The 13,786-nt window shown below is 46.5% G+C and carries 12 protein-coding genes; 6 read left to right on the forward strand and 6 right to left on the reverse strand.

Annotated elements, in window-relative coordinates; genetic code table 11:
- The first annotated feature begins 31 nt into the window (after positions 1 to 31).
- Together ICN37_RS03535 and ICN37_RS03540 are read left to right on the forward strand one after the other, a co-directional pair.
- Positions 32 to 1,303 carry a DUF3300 domain-containing protein gene (locus ICN37_RS03535; RefSeq protein ID WP_215320149.1) on the forward strand — a complete coding sequence of 424 codons (1,272 nt, stop codon included), beginning with the start codon at positions 32 to 34 and terminating at the stop codon, positions 1,301 to 1,303.
- 21 nt (positions 1,304 to 1,324) lie between these two features.
- Positions 1,325 to 1,693: a Rap1a/Tai family immunity protein gene (locus tag ICN37_RS03540; RefSeq protein ID WP_216154917.1), complete on the forward strand. Its 369-nt coding sequence runs from the start codon at positions 1,325 to 1,327 to the stop codon at positions 1,691 to 1,693.
- A 60-nt stretch (positions 1,694 to 1,753) separates the two neighbouring features.
- On the opposite strand, the gene ICN37_RS03545 is transcribed toward ICN37_RS03540, so the two are convergent.
- From ICN37_RS03545 to fabI, 6 genes are all read right to left on the reverse strand, one after another.
- Positions 1,754 to 2,743 carry a tripartite tricarboxylate transporter substrate binding protein BugD gene (locus tag ICN37_RS03545; protein WP_215320145.1) on the reverse strand — a complete coding sequence of 330 codons (990 nt, stop codon included), beginning with the start codon at positions 2,741 to 2,743 and terminating at the stop codon, positions 1,754 to 1,756.
- A gap of 94 nt (positions 2,744 to 2,837) precedes the next feature.
- A complete protein-coding gene (locus ICN37_RS03550) occupies positions 2,838 to 3,683 on the reverse strand; it encodes a CoA ester lyase (RefSeq protein WP_215320143.1) in 846 nt (281 codons plus the stop codon).
- A 39-nt stretch (positions 3,684 to 3,722) separates the two neighbouring features.
- Positions 3,723 to 5,099: an MmgE/PrpD family protein gene (locus tag ICN37_RS03555; RefSeq protein ID WP_216154919.1), complete on the reverse strand. Its 1,377-nt coding sequence runs from the start codon at positions 5,097 to 5,099 to the stop codon at positions 3,723 to 3,725.
- 18 nt (positions 5,100 to 5,117) lie between these two features.
- Positions 5,118 to 6,002, reverse strand: coding sequence for a MaoC family dehydratase N-terminal domain-containing protein (locus ICN37_RS03560; RefSeq protein ID WP_216154921.1), 885 nt, complete (start codon positions 6,000 to 6,002; stop codon positions 5,118 to 5,120).
- Positions 6,003 to 6,024: 22 nt separating this feature from the next.
- Positions 6,025 to 7,353, reverse strand: a complete 1,329-nt coding sequence (chrA, locus tag ICN37_RS03565; RefSeq protein ID WP_216154923.1) for a chromate efflux transporter — start codon at positions 7,351 to 7,353, stop codon at positions 6,025 to 6,027.
- Positions 7,350 to 8,135 (reverse strand): enoyl-ACP reductase FabI, encoded by a 786-nt coding sequence (gene fabI / locus ICN37_RS03570; protein WP_072583474.1) that lies wholly within the window; start codon positions 8,133 to 8,135, stop codon positions 7,350 to 7,352. The genes chrA and fabI overlap by 4 nt, the downstream gene beginning before the upstream one ends.
- Positions 8,136 to 8,185: 50 nt before the next feature.
- Here fabI and ICN37_RS03575 point away from each other — a divergent pair, with 50 nt between their 5' ends.
- From ICN37_RS03575 to ICN37_RS03590, 4 genes are read left to right on the forward strand one after another with little or no spacing between them, the layout of a single operon-like run.
- A complete protein-coding gene (locus tag ICN37_RS03575; protein WP_216154925.1) occupies positions 8,186 to 10,054 on the forward strand; it encodes an extracellular solute-binding protein in 1,869 nt (622 codons plus the stop codon).
- A gap of 11 nt (positions 10,055 to 10,065) precedes the next feature.
- The gene (locus tag ICN37_RS03580) at positions 10,066 to 11,130 is read left to right on the forward strand and encodes a microcin C ABC transporter permease YejB (protein ID WP_215322324.1); all 1,065 of its coding nucleotides are present in this window, start codon (positions 10,066 to 10,068) and stop codon (positions 11,128 to 11,130) included.
- Positions 11,127 to 12,152: an ABC transporter permease gene (locus ICN37_RS03585; RefSeq protein ID WP_215320132.1), complete on the forward strand. Its 1,026-nt coding sequence runs from the start codon at positions 11,127 to 11,129 to the stop codon at positions 12,150 to 12,152. Before ICN37_RS03580 ends, ICN37_RS03585 begins: the two co-directional genes overlap by 4 nt.
- Positions 12,149 to 13,786 (forward strand): ABC transporter ATP-binding protein, encoded by a 1,638-nt coding sequence (locus ICN37_RS03590; protein ID WP_216154927.1) that lies wholly within the window; start codon positions 12,149 to 12,151, stop codon positions 13,784 to 13,786. Before ICN37_RS03585 ends, ICN37_RS03590 begins: the two co-directional genes overlap by 4 nt.

Below are 13,786 nucleotides of genomic sequence, written 5' to 3' on the forward strand. Positions count from 1 at the left end.
GCTATTTATTTAGAACAATATTGAGGTGGATATGAAGCGGACAAGTCAAAAAACTATTCCTGCGCAGAATGCAAAAGTTGGATTGCTAACGCTGGCATCGATCGCTTTAGGATCTCTTCTGAATGGATGCGTTATGAATCCTGGACCGTATCAATCAAGTGGCTACTATTATCCTCAGGGTTATATGCAAAGTGGCGGATCTGGTAGTCCTGGCTATACCCAGGATTCAAGCTATAACGCAGGCCCACAAACTATTTCTTCAGAGCAATTGCAGTCCTTAGTTTCGCCAATAGCGCTATATCCCGACTCCTTGCTCTCGCTGATGCTTCTAGCCTCAACGTACCCCTTAGAAGTTGCTGAGGCCTATAACTGGCGCACTAGCAATGCTTCATTGAAGGGCGACGATCTACAAAATGCGCTCAAGGCACAAAGTTGGAACGACAGCGTGAAATCCTTAATATCGTTCCCAGAAGCATTCAATATGATGGGCAGCAAATTACAGTGGACCCAGAATCTTGGCAATGCTTATAAGCTCCAGGCTGCTGACACAATGCAAGCGGTTCAAATCCTTAGAAAAATGGCTATCAAAGCTGGTAACCTTAAGTCTAATAGGCAAATTACTGTCACTACCGATGCGGGTGGTAACGTCTTGATTAGCCCGGCTAATACAAAAGTGGTTTACGTTCCAAGTTATAGTCCAACAGTTGTTTATGGATCATGGCCCTATCCAGAGTACCCACCATATCCTGTCTATGACCCTGCTTGGGGTCTGATGACTTTTGGCCTAGGCTTTGCGATCGGAGATGCTTTCTGGTCATCCCCCAATTGGAACAATGGCACGATTAATTCCACAACAATTAATGCCTCAGGGCGTGTACCTTCTCGGGCAATTATCGGACCAGCAAACATTGCTAACCAACAGCGCTTACTAAACGATTGGAAAAATAACGCCACTCCAGGCGAGAGGCAGGCGGCCAGAATGGATGGTCAACGCGCTAACAATGCTTTTCAGAAAGATGCAACTCCTGAAGAAAGAAATCAAGCAGCACGTTTAAATCAAGAAGCACGCAATGATGCCCAGATGGATAGATCTAATCCCAATATCTATCGCGAGGCCGCTCAAGAAAACGCTTTGCGAGATCAAGCCCGCTTTGATGGCAATCAAGATCGCTCACGTAGCTTTGATAACGGTGGGCGAGATGGTGGATTTGGCGGTGGCCATATGGGTGGGTTTGGTGGTGGCGGTGGTGGCGGCCACATGAGTGGATTTGGCGGTGGCCACATGAGCGGTTTTAGGCGTTAACCTTTATTGAGAGAAAGAATCATGAAAACATTCATAGCAACATTCGTAGTTATTGCATCCATCCTGTCCTTTGCCCCAACTGCATTTGCGCAGAAGGATCTCCCAGCAGATGATGCTAGTACTGCTGCATTTGTTGAGCTCTGTAAAAATCCTGATGATGAGCAAGGCCGCAGTTTTTGTTTTGGCTTTGGCGAAGGAGTGTATCAGGGATACTTAGCGAATCGTCGTCCAGACGCCAAGCCAGCCATTTGCTTTGCAAATAAGAGCGAGACTCGTAATGAGGTCTTGCAAAAGTTCCTGGCGTGGTCCAAGACAAACCCTCAGTTTAATAAAGAGAAAGCAGCTAAAACTTTAATGCGTTTCTTTACTGATAATTACCCCTGTAAATAAGAACTCAGCACAATAAAAAAGCCAGCGAGATGCTGGCTTTTTTATTTCTAAGGTAAGCCCTTAATCCGCATAGGCTCCAGCCTTGCGAATTACAGGACCCCATTTATTAATCTCAGCCTCAAGATGTTCTTGCAAGCCTTTTGGAGTTCTCTTGGCTGGTGAAACAATTTCAATATTGGACTCTGCTAAACGAGCCTTTACTTCAGGGTCATTCAAAGCAACGTTAAGCGCCTTATTGATTTTAGCGACGACTGCAGGAGGCGTGCCTTTAGAGACATACATACCATGCCAAACTTTGACATCAAAGCCTTTAAGGCCTTGCTCATCCAAGGTAGGGATATTTGGTAAGGCTGGCAGGCGTTTTGGTGTGGTAACACCATAGGCTTTTACTAAACCATCTTTAATATAGGGAACAGTCTGTGTGGTCTGATCGCAGAGTAGGTCAACCTGGCCGCCAAGCAAATCGGTTAATGCAGGGCCAGTTCCTTTGTAGGGAACGGTTGTTAATTCCACGCCTTCGCGCGACATAAATAAAAGGCCACATAACTGAGATACCGCACCAGGACCAGCGTTTGCCAGCGTCACTTTATCCTTATTGGCCTTGATGTAAGCCTCTAATTCTTTAAAGTTGTTTGGTGGGAAGTTCTTGCGACCCAAAAGTACCATTGGTACATCCACGACTTGGCCGATGTATTCAAAGTCCTTCATTGGATCAAAGTTCAATTTTTTATACAAAGCCGGTGCGGTAGCCATACCCATGTGATGAATGAAAATCATATAGCCATCTGGAGCGGAGCGCGCAACACGGGTGGCTGCAATGGTGCCACCAGCACCAACAGTATTTTCAACAATAACGGTTTGGCCCAATTCTTTACCCATCGGCACGGCAATCAGACGAGCAACAGCGTCTGTAGGTCCGCCAGCAGCAAACGGCACAACCAATGTGACGGGCTTATTTGGATAGGGATCTGCAGCTAACGCATTACCTGCAATAAATCCTAGGGTAGCGATTGCACAGAAACCGGCAAATAGTGATTTACGTAATTTCATTTTTGTCTCTAGTAGTAGTTATAAAAATTATATGAGTGCAAAACAACTCAGAGTTATTTTGCCAGTTTTGCAACTCTTTAGACAGAGGAAACTCTTAGTGTTTACCAGCAATAGCCAGGGTTCTTTTAGCCAGCAACACAACTGGGCGATCTATCATGCGGCCATCGAGCTTTACTGCACTGCCCTTGGAGGTCATATCTGCCTCAATAACCCGTTGGGCCCAGGCCAGATCTTCTTCAGTTGGGATAAATGCCTTGATGACGATAGCCACTTGTTTTGGGTGAATACAGAGTTTTCCACCAAAACCCATACGTTTTGCACGCTCTGCGTCATCGGTAATGCGCTCAATGTCGTCAGTGGATGGTGTAACTCCATCAATAGGAGGGGCAATCTGTGCAAGTCGTGATGCTAAAACGATCTGGAAACGTGCTGTTTGCAATTCCGTTTCTTGAAGATCACAGACCATGCCTAGATCCGCTTGTAGATCTAAATTACCCAAAGCAAGGCGAATCACCTGATTGGAGTTTGCAATTTCTTTTAGTTTATCCAGCCCAATTGCCGTTTCAATCATGGGAATAATTGCGGTATTAGGAAGTATGAGGGCGGCGCCATTAATTTGGTCGAGCGATTCACTCTTGGGAATTAATAGGCAGGCAACTTCAAGTTGTTGAGCAAGAATTAGGTCAGCCGAATAAAATTTACTACCAGGTGAATTTGTGCGAATGACTAGACGCTTCTTTTGCTCAGGGCTAAAGCTAGGCCATGCTGTACGAATGGCGTCACGTGCATTCTCTTTATCTTCCTCTGCAACGGCATCTTCTAGATCCAAGACAACGCCGCTAGCGCCACTATCGAGGGCTTTCATAAAACGTTCAGGACAAGTGCCCGGTACAAATAGAAAGTTAGTGCTAAAGCCTAGCGGTGTATCAAGTGGGTTCATATCAACCTAAAAAAATAAGGGGGCGAATAGTAGATTTGCTTATGTGGACGGCAGTAGAAAGCTTATCTTGGCTTGTTTGCGGATATTCCACAAGAGATCAATTGCTTTGCTCATCTCTGTTGGGCTAGCACCCCCGCTAAATGCTGCTAAGCGCATTGCTTTATCGGTAATCTCTGCGCGAGATAGGGTATTACCAGGGTCGCCTTTAGGTTCATCCACCCGACCCTCCAGAATTTGCCCATTGTTCAAGTGAACTTTGACTTTGCCAATCCAACGTTGCGGATAGGCGCCATCTACCTCAGGATCTAGCGTCATCGAGACGCGCTCACGGAAGGCGCAGATTGCATCATCATGAAAGTGCCGATCAAATTCTTGTAAGCCAGCAAATTGGTAGTGTGCAACTAAAGCGAGCACCGTTCCCATAGAGAACTTGGACTGATGAATGGTAGTAGGGTCAGTTACTGGGCCTAATACATCAATAGCGCCTTGGTGAACCAAGGTTTCTACTTTCGCAATATCGCTAGGAGATAGTTTGTTTGCCAGCATGACTTGCAGTAGAGCGTCAGCAGCAGGGTGAGTGTGACGGCAGGAGGCGTAATACTTAAAGCTGGTTTCTGCTAAAGCCCAGCGGGTACCTAAACGATCAACCAATTTACTGGGGTGACTATCGCTTGACATACCTGCCGCTAATCCCTGTTTGCCTTCCAGGATATGTTCAGCGCCTGTAAAGCCAGCTTGTGCAATATAGGCGGACATTAAGCCAGTGGAGGCCGCATGGGCCGTATGCAATTGTTTGGAATCTGCGGCATCACGCAGAAACTCCCAGAGGCCGGCTGACTGCGTGCCCGCTGAACCAAAGGCATGGAGCATTTGTTCTGAATTGAGTTTCAGTAGGCGACCAACTGCCGCAGCTGCAGCTAATGTGCCGGCCGTTCCAGTGGTATGAAACACTTTGTAATGAGAGCGACCTAAAAATTCACCAACCCGAATGCCTACCTCGTAGCCTGCTACTGCAGCAACTAATAAATCTTCACCAGATGCACCAATGGCTTGCGCACAAGCAAGTGCAGGTGGAAATACTACGGTGGCCGGATGAAAGACTGAGCCATTGTGGACGTCGTCTTGTTCTGCAACATGTGATGCTGCAGCATTAGCCATAGCCGCTAAAAAGGGGCTAGAAGTTTTGCGAGAAATTAAAACTTCAGAGGGGCCAGCGTGTGTTGCATTAAACCCACCCATATTTTGTGCAAACTGAGTAATGAGCTCCACTGGGCGCGAGCCTCTGCCAGCAATAGCGGAACCAAACCAATCGACTAATAGGTCTTCAGCACGGTTCATGACATTACTTGGAATGTCTGCAGCTTGTAAATTGGCCGCAAAGCTAGCTAGCTCACGAGAAAGGTGTTGAGTGGTCATCAGTAAACCTTCTTGTGATTAGGCTAGAACAGCAGTGGCTTGCATAGTGAGCCAACCTTCATGATCCTCTGCCCAAATGGAAATAGTTTTTCCACTCGGATCATTTTCTAGATCTGGCTTGGCATTGACTTTAAAGATATTGATATCAAAAGTAGGGCGTATCGCGCGGAACTCAAAACTCTTAAGCTTGCATCCTGGAATACTTTGACGCACTAGATCAACTAATAGAGTCGCAATCAAGGGGCCGTGAACAATGAGGCCTGGATAGCCCTCAACTTCAGTAACATATTTGCGATCATAGTGAATTCGATGGCCATTAAAAGTTAATGCTGAATAACGAAATAGAAGTACGTCATCAGGCGTAATTGCTTTACTCCATTTGGCATCCGTCGGTGCGGCAGTAGGGGCAACAGGTTTATCGTCTGGCCCTGGCGCATCGCGATACACAATGTCATGCTCTTCAATAATCGCTAGACCGTTCTGGTTAGAGATTTTGTGATTGACCAATACGAAAATTAAGTCGCCTGTGCGACCTGCTTTATGGCTTACGGACTCAATCGTGGAAACGCGTTCAATCTCGTCGCCAACAGCAAGTGGTTTTAGCCATTCAATGCGGCTACCTGCCCACATACGACGAGGTAGTGGCACCGGCGGAAGAAAGCCACCACGTTTTGGATGACCATCAGGTCCGATTTCGGATTCGCGGGCGTGGGGCAGAAAATACAACCAGTGCCATAGCTCAGGTAAAAAAGTCCCCTTACTTGGTGCAGCATCATTGCGATCCAAAGTTGCGGATAGTGCTCGCACAGGGGCTGCTGTGACGGTGTCTTGTAGAGACTCGGTTTTACCAAGCCATTCTTGCAGGTGGGTGATAGTTTGAGATTCGATTCGCATAAGTTCCATTATGCCAATCTTGTGAAAAAACTCACCCTATCAAAATAGAGATGTAATAGAAGAGCAATCCAGCCAAGGCTGAACCGCCCAATACTGAAAGAACACCCTTTTGAAACTTAAATAAAGCCAAACCAGCTAAACCGCAGATCAAAATCGAGATCCAAGAGATAGATCCGCCAAAGCCTCTTGGTAAAAAGACGTGATAAGCAAAGAAGAGGCCTAGATTAGCGATGACGCCAACCACTGCTGCTGTGATTGCGGTTAGCGGTGCTGTAAATCCTAGCTTGCCATGGGTTGACTCAATTAACGGACCGCCTACTAAGATAAAAAAGAAGGAGGGTAAAAAAGTAAACCAAGTAGCAATACAGGCACCCAACACCCCAAACCATAATGGATTGCTATTGCCAATTAGGTGTTGGATATGTCCTGCAAGATAGCCAACAAATGCCACTACCATGATCAGCGGGCCTGGCGTTGCTTCACCCAGCGCCAAACCATCAATCATTTGATTGGCGCTGAGCCAATGAAAGTGCTCGACTGCTCCTTGATATACATATGGAAGCACAGCATAAGCGCCACCAAAAGTCAGAAGGGCGGCTTTGGTAAAGAACCATGCGATATTTGGGTATAAGGTTTTCCAGCCAAAGATTGCTACTAGCGCACCAATAGGGGCTAGCCAGCAAGCAAGCGCAACACCACTATGGCGTATCGTTTTTGAATAAGTAAATTTGGCGTGCTCGGGAGTAGGGGTGTCGTCATCAATGATGGCGTTATCAAATTGTTTTGCTTCTTTCGTACTATGCCCACCAGCTTGTTGGAAATATTCTGGATAGCGTTTGCCTCCCCAGTAACCGATTGCTGCCGCAATGAGCACGATGATGGGAAAAGCGAGATTCAGAATAAAGATGGCTAAAAAAGATCCAAGGGCGATCCATTGGAGTGCTTGGTTATGAATTGTGCGTTTACCAATTCGCACTGCAGCGTGCAATACGATCGCAGTCACTGCAGGCTTGATACCAAAAAAGATGGCTGCAATCCAAGGAACTTGTCCGAAGGTGAGGTATACCCATGACAAGCCAATCAAAATGAATAAGGAGGGCAACACAAAGAGCGTACCCGCTAGGATGCCGCCCCAGCTGCGGTGCATGAGCCAACCAATATAGGTTACTAGCTGTTGGGCCTCGGGCCCTGGTAATAGCATGCAGTAGTTCAGAGCATGTAAAAAGCGCCGCTCAGAAATCCAGCGACGCTTTTCAACTAACTCTTGGTGAAGAACGGCAATCTGTCCTGCGGGCCCACCAAAACTGATAAAGCCTAGCTTAGCCCAAAACTTCAGGGCCTCGCGCAGCGAAATACTCAAACTTCATCCATTCCGCCAACTACTTGACTAAAGCCGTTGTCAACGTAAATGATTTCAGCGGTGATGCCATTGGCTAAGTCAGACAATAAGAATGCAGCAGTATTGCCCACATCATCAATGGTCACATTACGACGCAGTGGGGCAGTTTCCTCAACCGCTTGCAAAATCTTGCCAAAACCTTTAATGCCAGAAGCCGCTAGAGTTTTAATTGGGCCAGCAGAGATGCCGTTAGCGCGAATGCCTTTAGGGCCAACTGAGCCAGCGAGGTAGCGAACGGATGCTTCAAGCGATGCTTTTGCTAAACCCATAGTGTTGTAGTTAGGAACATTCTTCATGGATCCTAAATAAGTTAATGTGAGCAATGAAGATTTATCACGCAACATTGGGAGTGCTTCTTTTGCCATTGCTGGGAAGCTGTAGGCAGAAATATCATGAGCAATCTTGAAGCCTTCACGAGAAAGACCTTCCAAAAAATCGCCAGCAATTGCTTCGCGTGGGGCAAAGCCAATCGCGTGTACAAAACCATCAAATTGGGGCCAGGATTTAGCTAAATCCTTAAAAAGGGCGCTGATTTGTTCGTCGCTGCCCACATCGCAGTCAAAAATCAGTTCGGTATTGAATTCTTTTGCAAAATCAACGATACGGTCCTTAAAGCGCTCACCTACATAGGTAAAGGCTAGTTCGGCACCTTCGCGGTGGCAGGCCTTGGCTATGCCATAGGCAATAGAGCGATTAGAGAGGAGGCCGGTAATGAGGATTTTTTTGCCGGTGAGAAAGCCCATGTTGTGTCCTTTACTTCAAATATGATTAGCTATCTACAATTGTTGCATATATGTCCACTTTAAAGCCCATTCGACAAATTGCCTATTTATTGCTGCTAGCCCTGCTAGCGGCGCTAGGGGCCAATATCGCTCTGGCAGGACAGGGGATTGCGCAATACGGCAAGCCTAAATATCCTGATGGATTTGCCCATTTTGATTACGTTAATCCCAATGCTCCCCGGGGTGGAACCCTGGTCTTGCCAAACCCGGGGCAAAGAACGAGCTTTGATAAATTTAATCCATTTACCCTGAGAGGTATCACTGCTCCCGGTATTGAATTGATGTTTGAGTCCTTGGCCGAAGGAAGTGCGGATGAGGTCTCTAGTATTTACGGTTTATTGGCAGACGATATTCAGGTGGCCAAAGATCACAAGTCGGTTACCTTCCATCTTCGATCAGAGGCAAAATTTTCAGATGGCAGTCCAGTCTTGGCTGCTGACGTTAAATATAGTTTTGATACCTTAATGAGTGGTAAAGCGCATCCGCGTTATAAAACTACTTTTGCGGATATTAAAGAAGCGGTTGTTTTGTCTGAACGATCCATCCGCTTCGACTTTAAGAATGACAATACTGAACTACCTATTTTGGCGGGGACATTTCCAGTGTTCTCAAGGAACTGGGGTAAGCAAGCTGATGGAACGGTGATTCCATTTGAGAAGCTTGCCTTTGAAATGCCAGTCGGTAGTGGGCCTTACTTGATTGAATCTTTTAAAGCAGGTAAATCGATTGTTTATAAAAAGAACCCAAACTATTGGGCTGATCAACTCGGTAAACCATTAAATGTCCGCGTTGGCTTTTATAACTTTGATCGTGTTCTATATAAGCTCTATAGCGATGATGCTGTTAGGTTAGAAGCCTTTAAAGCAGGGGAGTTTGATGCTCTGGTTGAGTATCGCGCCAAGATATGGGCTAAAGGGTATGTTGGCTCTAAGTTTGATCAAGGTGTTCTCTTAAAGAAAGCATTCCTAAATCACAATGGCGCTGGCATGCAAGGTTTTGCCATGAATGTGCGACGTCCTATTTTTAAAGATGCGCGTGTGCGCGAAGCCTTAGGTTATGCGCTTGACTTTGAATGGCTTAATCGCCAAATATTTTTTGATCAGTACAGCCGTATCAATAGTTATTTCACCAACAGTGATTTGAGTGCCAACTTTGACGGCCCTCGCAAACCTACAGAGTTAGAGCTAAAGCTACTTAAGCCCTTAAAAGCAAAATACCCACAGTGGGTTCCGGATGCCGTCTTTGAGCCAATGCCTGCGGCGCCATCAACTAAGCCGCCCGGCAGCCTACGCCAGAACTTAAAGAAAGCCCGTGAGCTCCTTCTTCATGCCGGCTGGCAATATCGTGACGGTGCATTACGCAATGAAAAGGGTGAGCCATTTCGTTTTGAGATTGTGGAAGATGGCGGGTTCTTCTTGAGAGTGATTTCTGCTTATGTACGCAACTTAGAGAAGCTGGGAGTGGAGGTAGATATTAGGACTAGCGACTTTGCTTTGCATCAAAAGCGTATGAATGAATACGACTTTGATATGACCACCGTCAGATTTCAGGACTCCCAAAATCCAGGCAATGAACTCTGGGATCGCTTTGGCAGTCAGGCTGCTAAAGAAAAAGGCTCTGATAATGTGATTGGTGTGCAGTCTCCTGTGGTGGATGCTTTGATTGATGAAATTACCAGAGCACAAAATCGGGAACAGTTAAGAACCGCAACGAGAGCCCTAGACAGAGTTCTGTGGAATAGTTATTACGTTGTGCCGCAGTGGTACAACCCAACGCATCGTGTTGCCTTCCGCCACGAGATGCGTTATCCAGAACCTCCTTTGTATTACTCGGCCGAGACATGGATCATGCAAAATTGGTGGAAAGAAGAGGTCAAATAATGCAAGGTCAAATGCGCGCTTATATTTTTAAACGTTTGCTCTTGATGATTCCTACCATCTTGGGAGTATTAACGCTTACCTTCGCAGTAGTGCAATTTGTTCCTGGTGGTCCAGTAGAGCAAATGGTATTGGAACTAAAAGGGAAGGGTGGCGCTGCAACAGGCGGCTCCGAGTCCTCTGGGTCCGGATCAACCTATCGCGGCCGTCAAGGTGTGGATGCACAGCGCCTAGAGGAGGTGAAAGCGTTATATGGTTTCGATAAGCCACCACTTGAACGCTATTTCATGATGTTAGGCCGCTTTGCCAGATTCGACTTGGGTCAAAGCTATTACCAGCACGAAAGCGTTTGGACTTTAGTGGTCTCTAAGTTGCCGGTCTCGATCAGCATTGGACTATGGACCTTCTTCATCACGTATTTAGTTTCCATACCCTTGGGAATAGCTAAAGCAGTGCGCGATGGTTCACGTTTTGATGCCGTAACCAGCAGCATGATCTTGGTGGGTTATGCGATTCCTGGTTTTGTATTGGGTGTCTTATTGCTGGTGCTTTTTGGCGGAGGCAGTTTCTTGCAGTTATTCCCGCTACGAGGCCTCACTTCAGATAATTGGAGTGATCTGAGTTTGGTTGGCAAAGTCATGGATTACTTGTGGCATTTAGTGTTGCCGATTACCGCCTCTGTTTTGGGTAGTTTCGCCGTAGTCACGATGTTGACTAAGAACTCTTTTTTGGAAGAGATTCGTAAGCAGTATGTTTTGACTGCGCGCGCAAAGGGCCTTACTGAAAAGCAAGTGCTATGGAAGCATGTATTCCGTAACGCACTCTTGCCCTTAGTAACGGGTTTTCCGGCCGCATTTATCGGCGCATTCTTTACTGGCTCACTATTGATCGAAACACTATTCTCATTAGACGGACTCGGTTTGCTTTCGTACGAGTCTGTAATGCGTCGTGACTACCCAGTAGTTTTCGGCACTCTGTATTTATTCACTCTGATTGGCCTATTCACCAAGTTAATCTCTGATCTTTGCTATGTTTATGTAGACCCACGCATTCAGTTTGGTGCAGGAGGCGGCTCATGAGTCGTTGGCAGCGCTTCAAAAATAGTCGTATAGGGTATGTAAGCTTATGGATCTTCATGATCCTCTTTGGCTTATCGATGTGCGCTGAATTGATTGCGAATGATAAGCCTTTGGTGGTGCGCTATGAAGGCCATTTCTATTTTCCGATTGTGAAGAGTCAGCCAGAAACTGTTTTTGGTGGTGACTTTGCGACTCCAACTGATTTCTTAGATCCCGATATTCGTCAGAACATTACTAGTAATGGAAACTGGGCAATCTACCCGCCGATTCACTATAGCTATGAGACGCTCAATTATTTTTCACAAGTGCCTAATCCAGCACCACCATCATGGGAGAACTGGTTAGGGACCGATGATCGTGGGCGCGATGTTTTGGCTCGCCTGATCTATGGTTTTCGCTTATCTATTCTTTTTGGTCTTGCACTAACGATCGTTGGCGTGAGTGTGGGCATCATCACTGGATCCTTAATGGGCTTCTTTGGAGGAAAGTTTGACCTAGTCTCGCAGCGCCTGATAGAAATCTGGTCAGCTATGCCAGAGCTGTACTTGCTCATCATTTTTGCCTCAATCTTTAATCCCAGTGTTTCCCTACTGATTATTTTGTTAGCCGCTTTTGGTTGGATGGGCCTATCAGATTACGTCCGTGCAGAATTTTTCCGCAATCGCGCCCTGGAATATGTGCGTGCAGCAAGAGCATTGGGTTTAACCAATTTGCAAATCATGTGGCGTCACATTCTGCCTAATAGCTTGACACCAGTGATTACCTTTTTGCCATTTCGCATGAGTGCCGCCATTTTGTCGTTAACCAGCTTGGACTTTTTAGGCTTGGGTGTACCCCCAGGTACTCCAAGCTTGGGTGAACTACTCTCTCAAGGCAAAAGCAATCTTGATGCCTGGTGGATCTCTCTATCAACCTTTGTTGTCTTGGTCGCAACTCTGTTGCTATTAACTTTTATGGGTGAAGCATTGCGTAATGCTTTTGATTCTCGCAAGGCTGGCGTAATGAGCGGAGGTCGTTCATGAGTTTGCTTCGTTATGAAGATCTGTGTATTTCATTTGGAACGGGTCGTCGTGAAAAGTTTGCAGTCAATCATCTGGATTTAGAAATCGGCATTGGCGAGCGTGTGGCATTAGTTGGGGAATCTGGCTCAGGTAAGACGCTGACTGCATTGGCGCCATTACGTTTAGAGCCCGAGGGCGCCAAAGTCTCTGGAAAGATTTTGTGGAATAAAAAAGATGGGAAGGGTACGGTGGACTTGCTCTCGATGTCTATCCAAGATATTCGGGAGATTCGTGGTCGTGAGATTGCGATGGTGTTTCAGGAGCCGATGACGGCTCTGAACCCACTCTTTACTGTTGGTAATCAAATCATCGAGGCAGTACAAATCTATCAACCTTTGATTTCTAAGGCGGATTCGATTGATGCTGCAATTGATCTACTCAGAAAGACGGGCATTCCAGAGCCTGAACGCCGCTTTCATTCATATCCACATCAACTTTCGGGTGGCCAAAGGCAGCGCGCCATGATTGCGATGGCTTTGGCATGTAAGCCACGGCTACTGATTGCCGATGAGCCTACGACAGCTTTAGACGTGAGCTTGCGTTTGCAAATCTTGGATTTACTCAAAGAGCTCCAAGAAGAATCCAAAGATCATGGTGGCATGGGCATTCTGTTGATTACCCACGATCTCAATTTGGTGAAGCATTTTGCACAACGTGTAGCTGTCCTAAATCAAGGTAACTTGATGGAGGCTGGGCCAACCAAACAAGTGTTTGAGCGCCCAGAGGATCCTTATACGCGTGCCTTGGTCAATAGTGAGCCGGTACGCGATCTGGCACCTCTGATGCCATTAGCTCCGGTATTGTTGAAAACAGAGGACCTCTCGGTTGCTTACCCGAGCGAAGAATCAGTCTCCTGGTTTAAAAAAGCGCCATCACATAAAGTATTGAAAAAAGTGAGCTTTGAACTAAAGCAAGGTCAGACCATTGGTGTGATTGGAGAGTCTGGCTCTGGCAAAACCACCCTAGGTATGGCTGTACTCGGCTTGCTAGGTGATTCAATGGCAGAAGTGAATGGTAATGTTGATGTGCTTGGTAGCGATTGGCAAAAACTCAAGCCTATTGAGCGACGTGCGATGCGTTCTAGCTTGCAGGTGATCTTTCAGGATCCCTTTGGCTCGCTGTCACCGCGCATGAACGTATTGCAGATTATTTCTGAGGGATTGGATGTGCATTTTCCGAAACTGTCTACTGCAGAACGTGAGACACATGTAGTGGATATGCTCAAAGAGGTGGGCTTAGATCGTTCTGCGCTTCTGCGCTACCCACATGAATTTTCTGGAGGGCAGCGCCAGAGAATTGCGATTGCGCGTGCCTTAATTTTGCGCCCACAAATTTTGGTATTAGATGAGCCCACCTCGGCATTGGATGTCTCTATTCAAAAACAGGTACTTGCCTTATTAACCGAGCTGCAAAAAAAGTACAACTTGGCGTATCTCATGATTAGTCACGATCTAGCAGTTATTAGAGCAATGTCTCACGAGGTGATGGTTCTCAAAGGGGGCAAGGTGGTGGAATTTGGTGATACCGAAACCCTGATTAAGTACCCTCGTCAGACCTATACGAAAGAGCTATTTGCTGCTGCAGAGCTGACTTAG

Origin of the sequence: Polynucleobacter sp. P1-05-14, assembly GCF_018881675.1 — a bacterium.
Lineage (GTDB): Bacteria > Pseudomonadota > Gammaproteobacteria > Burkholderiales > Burkholderiaceae > Polynucleobacter.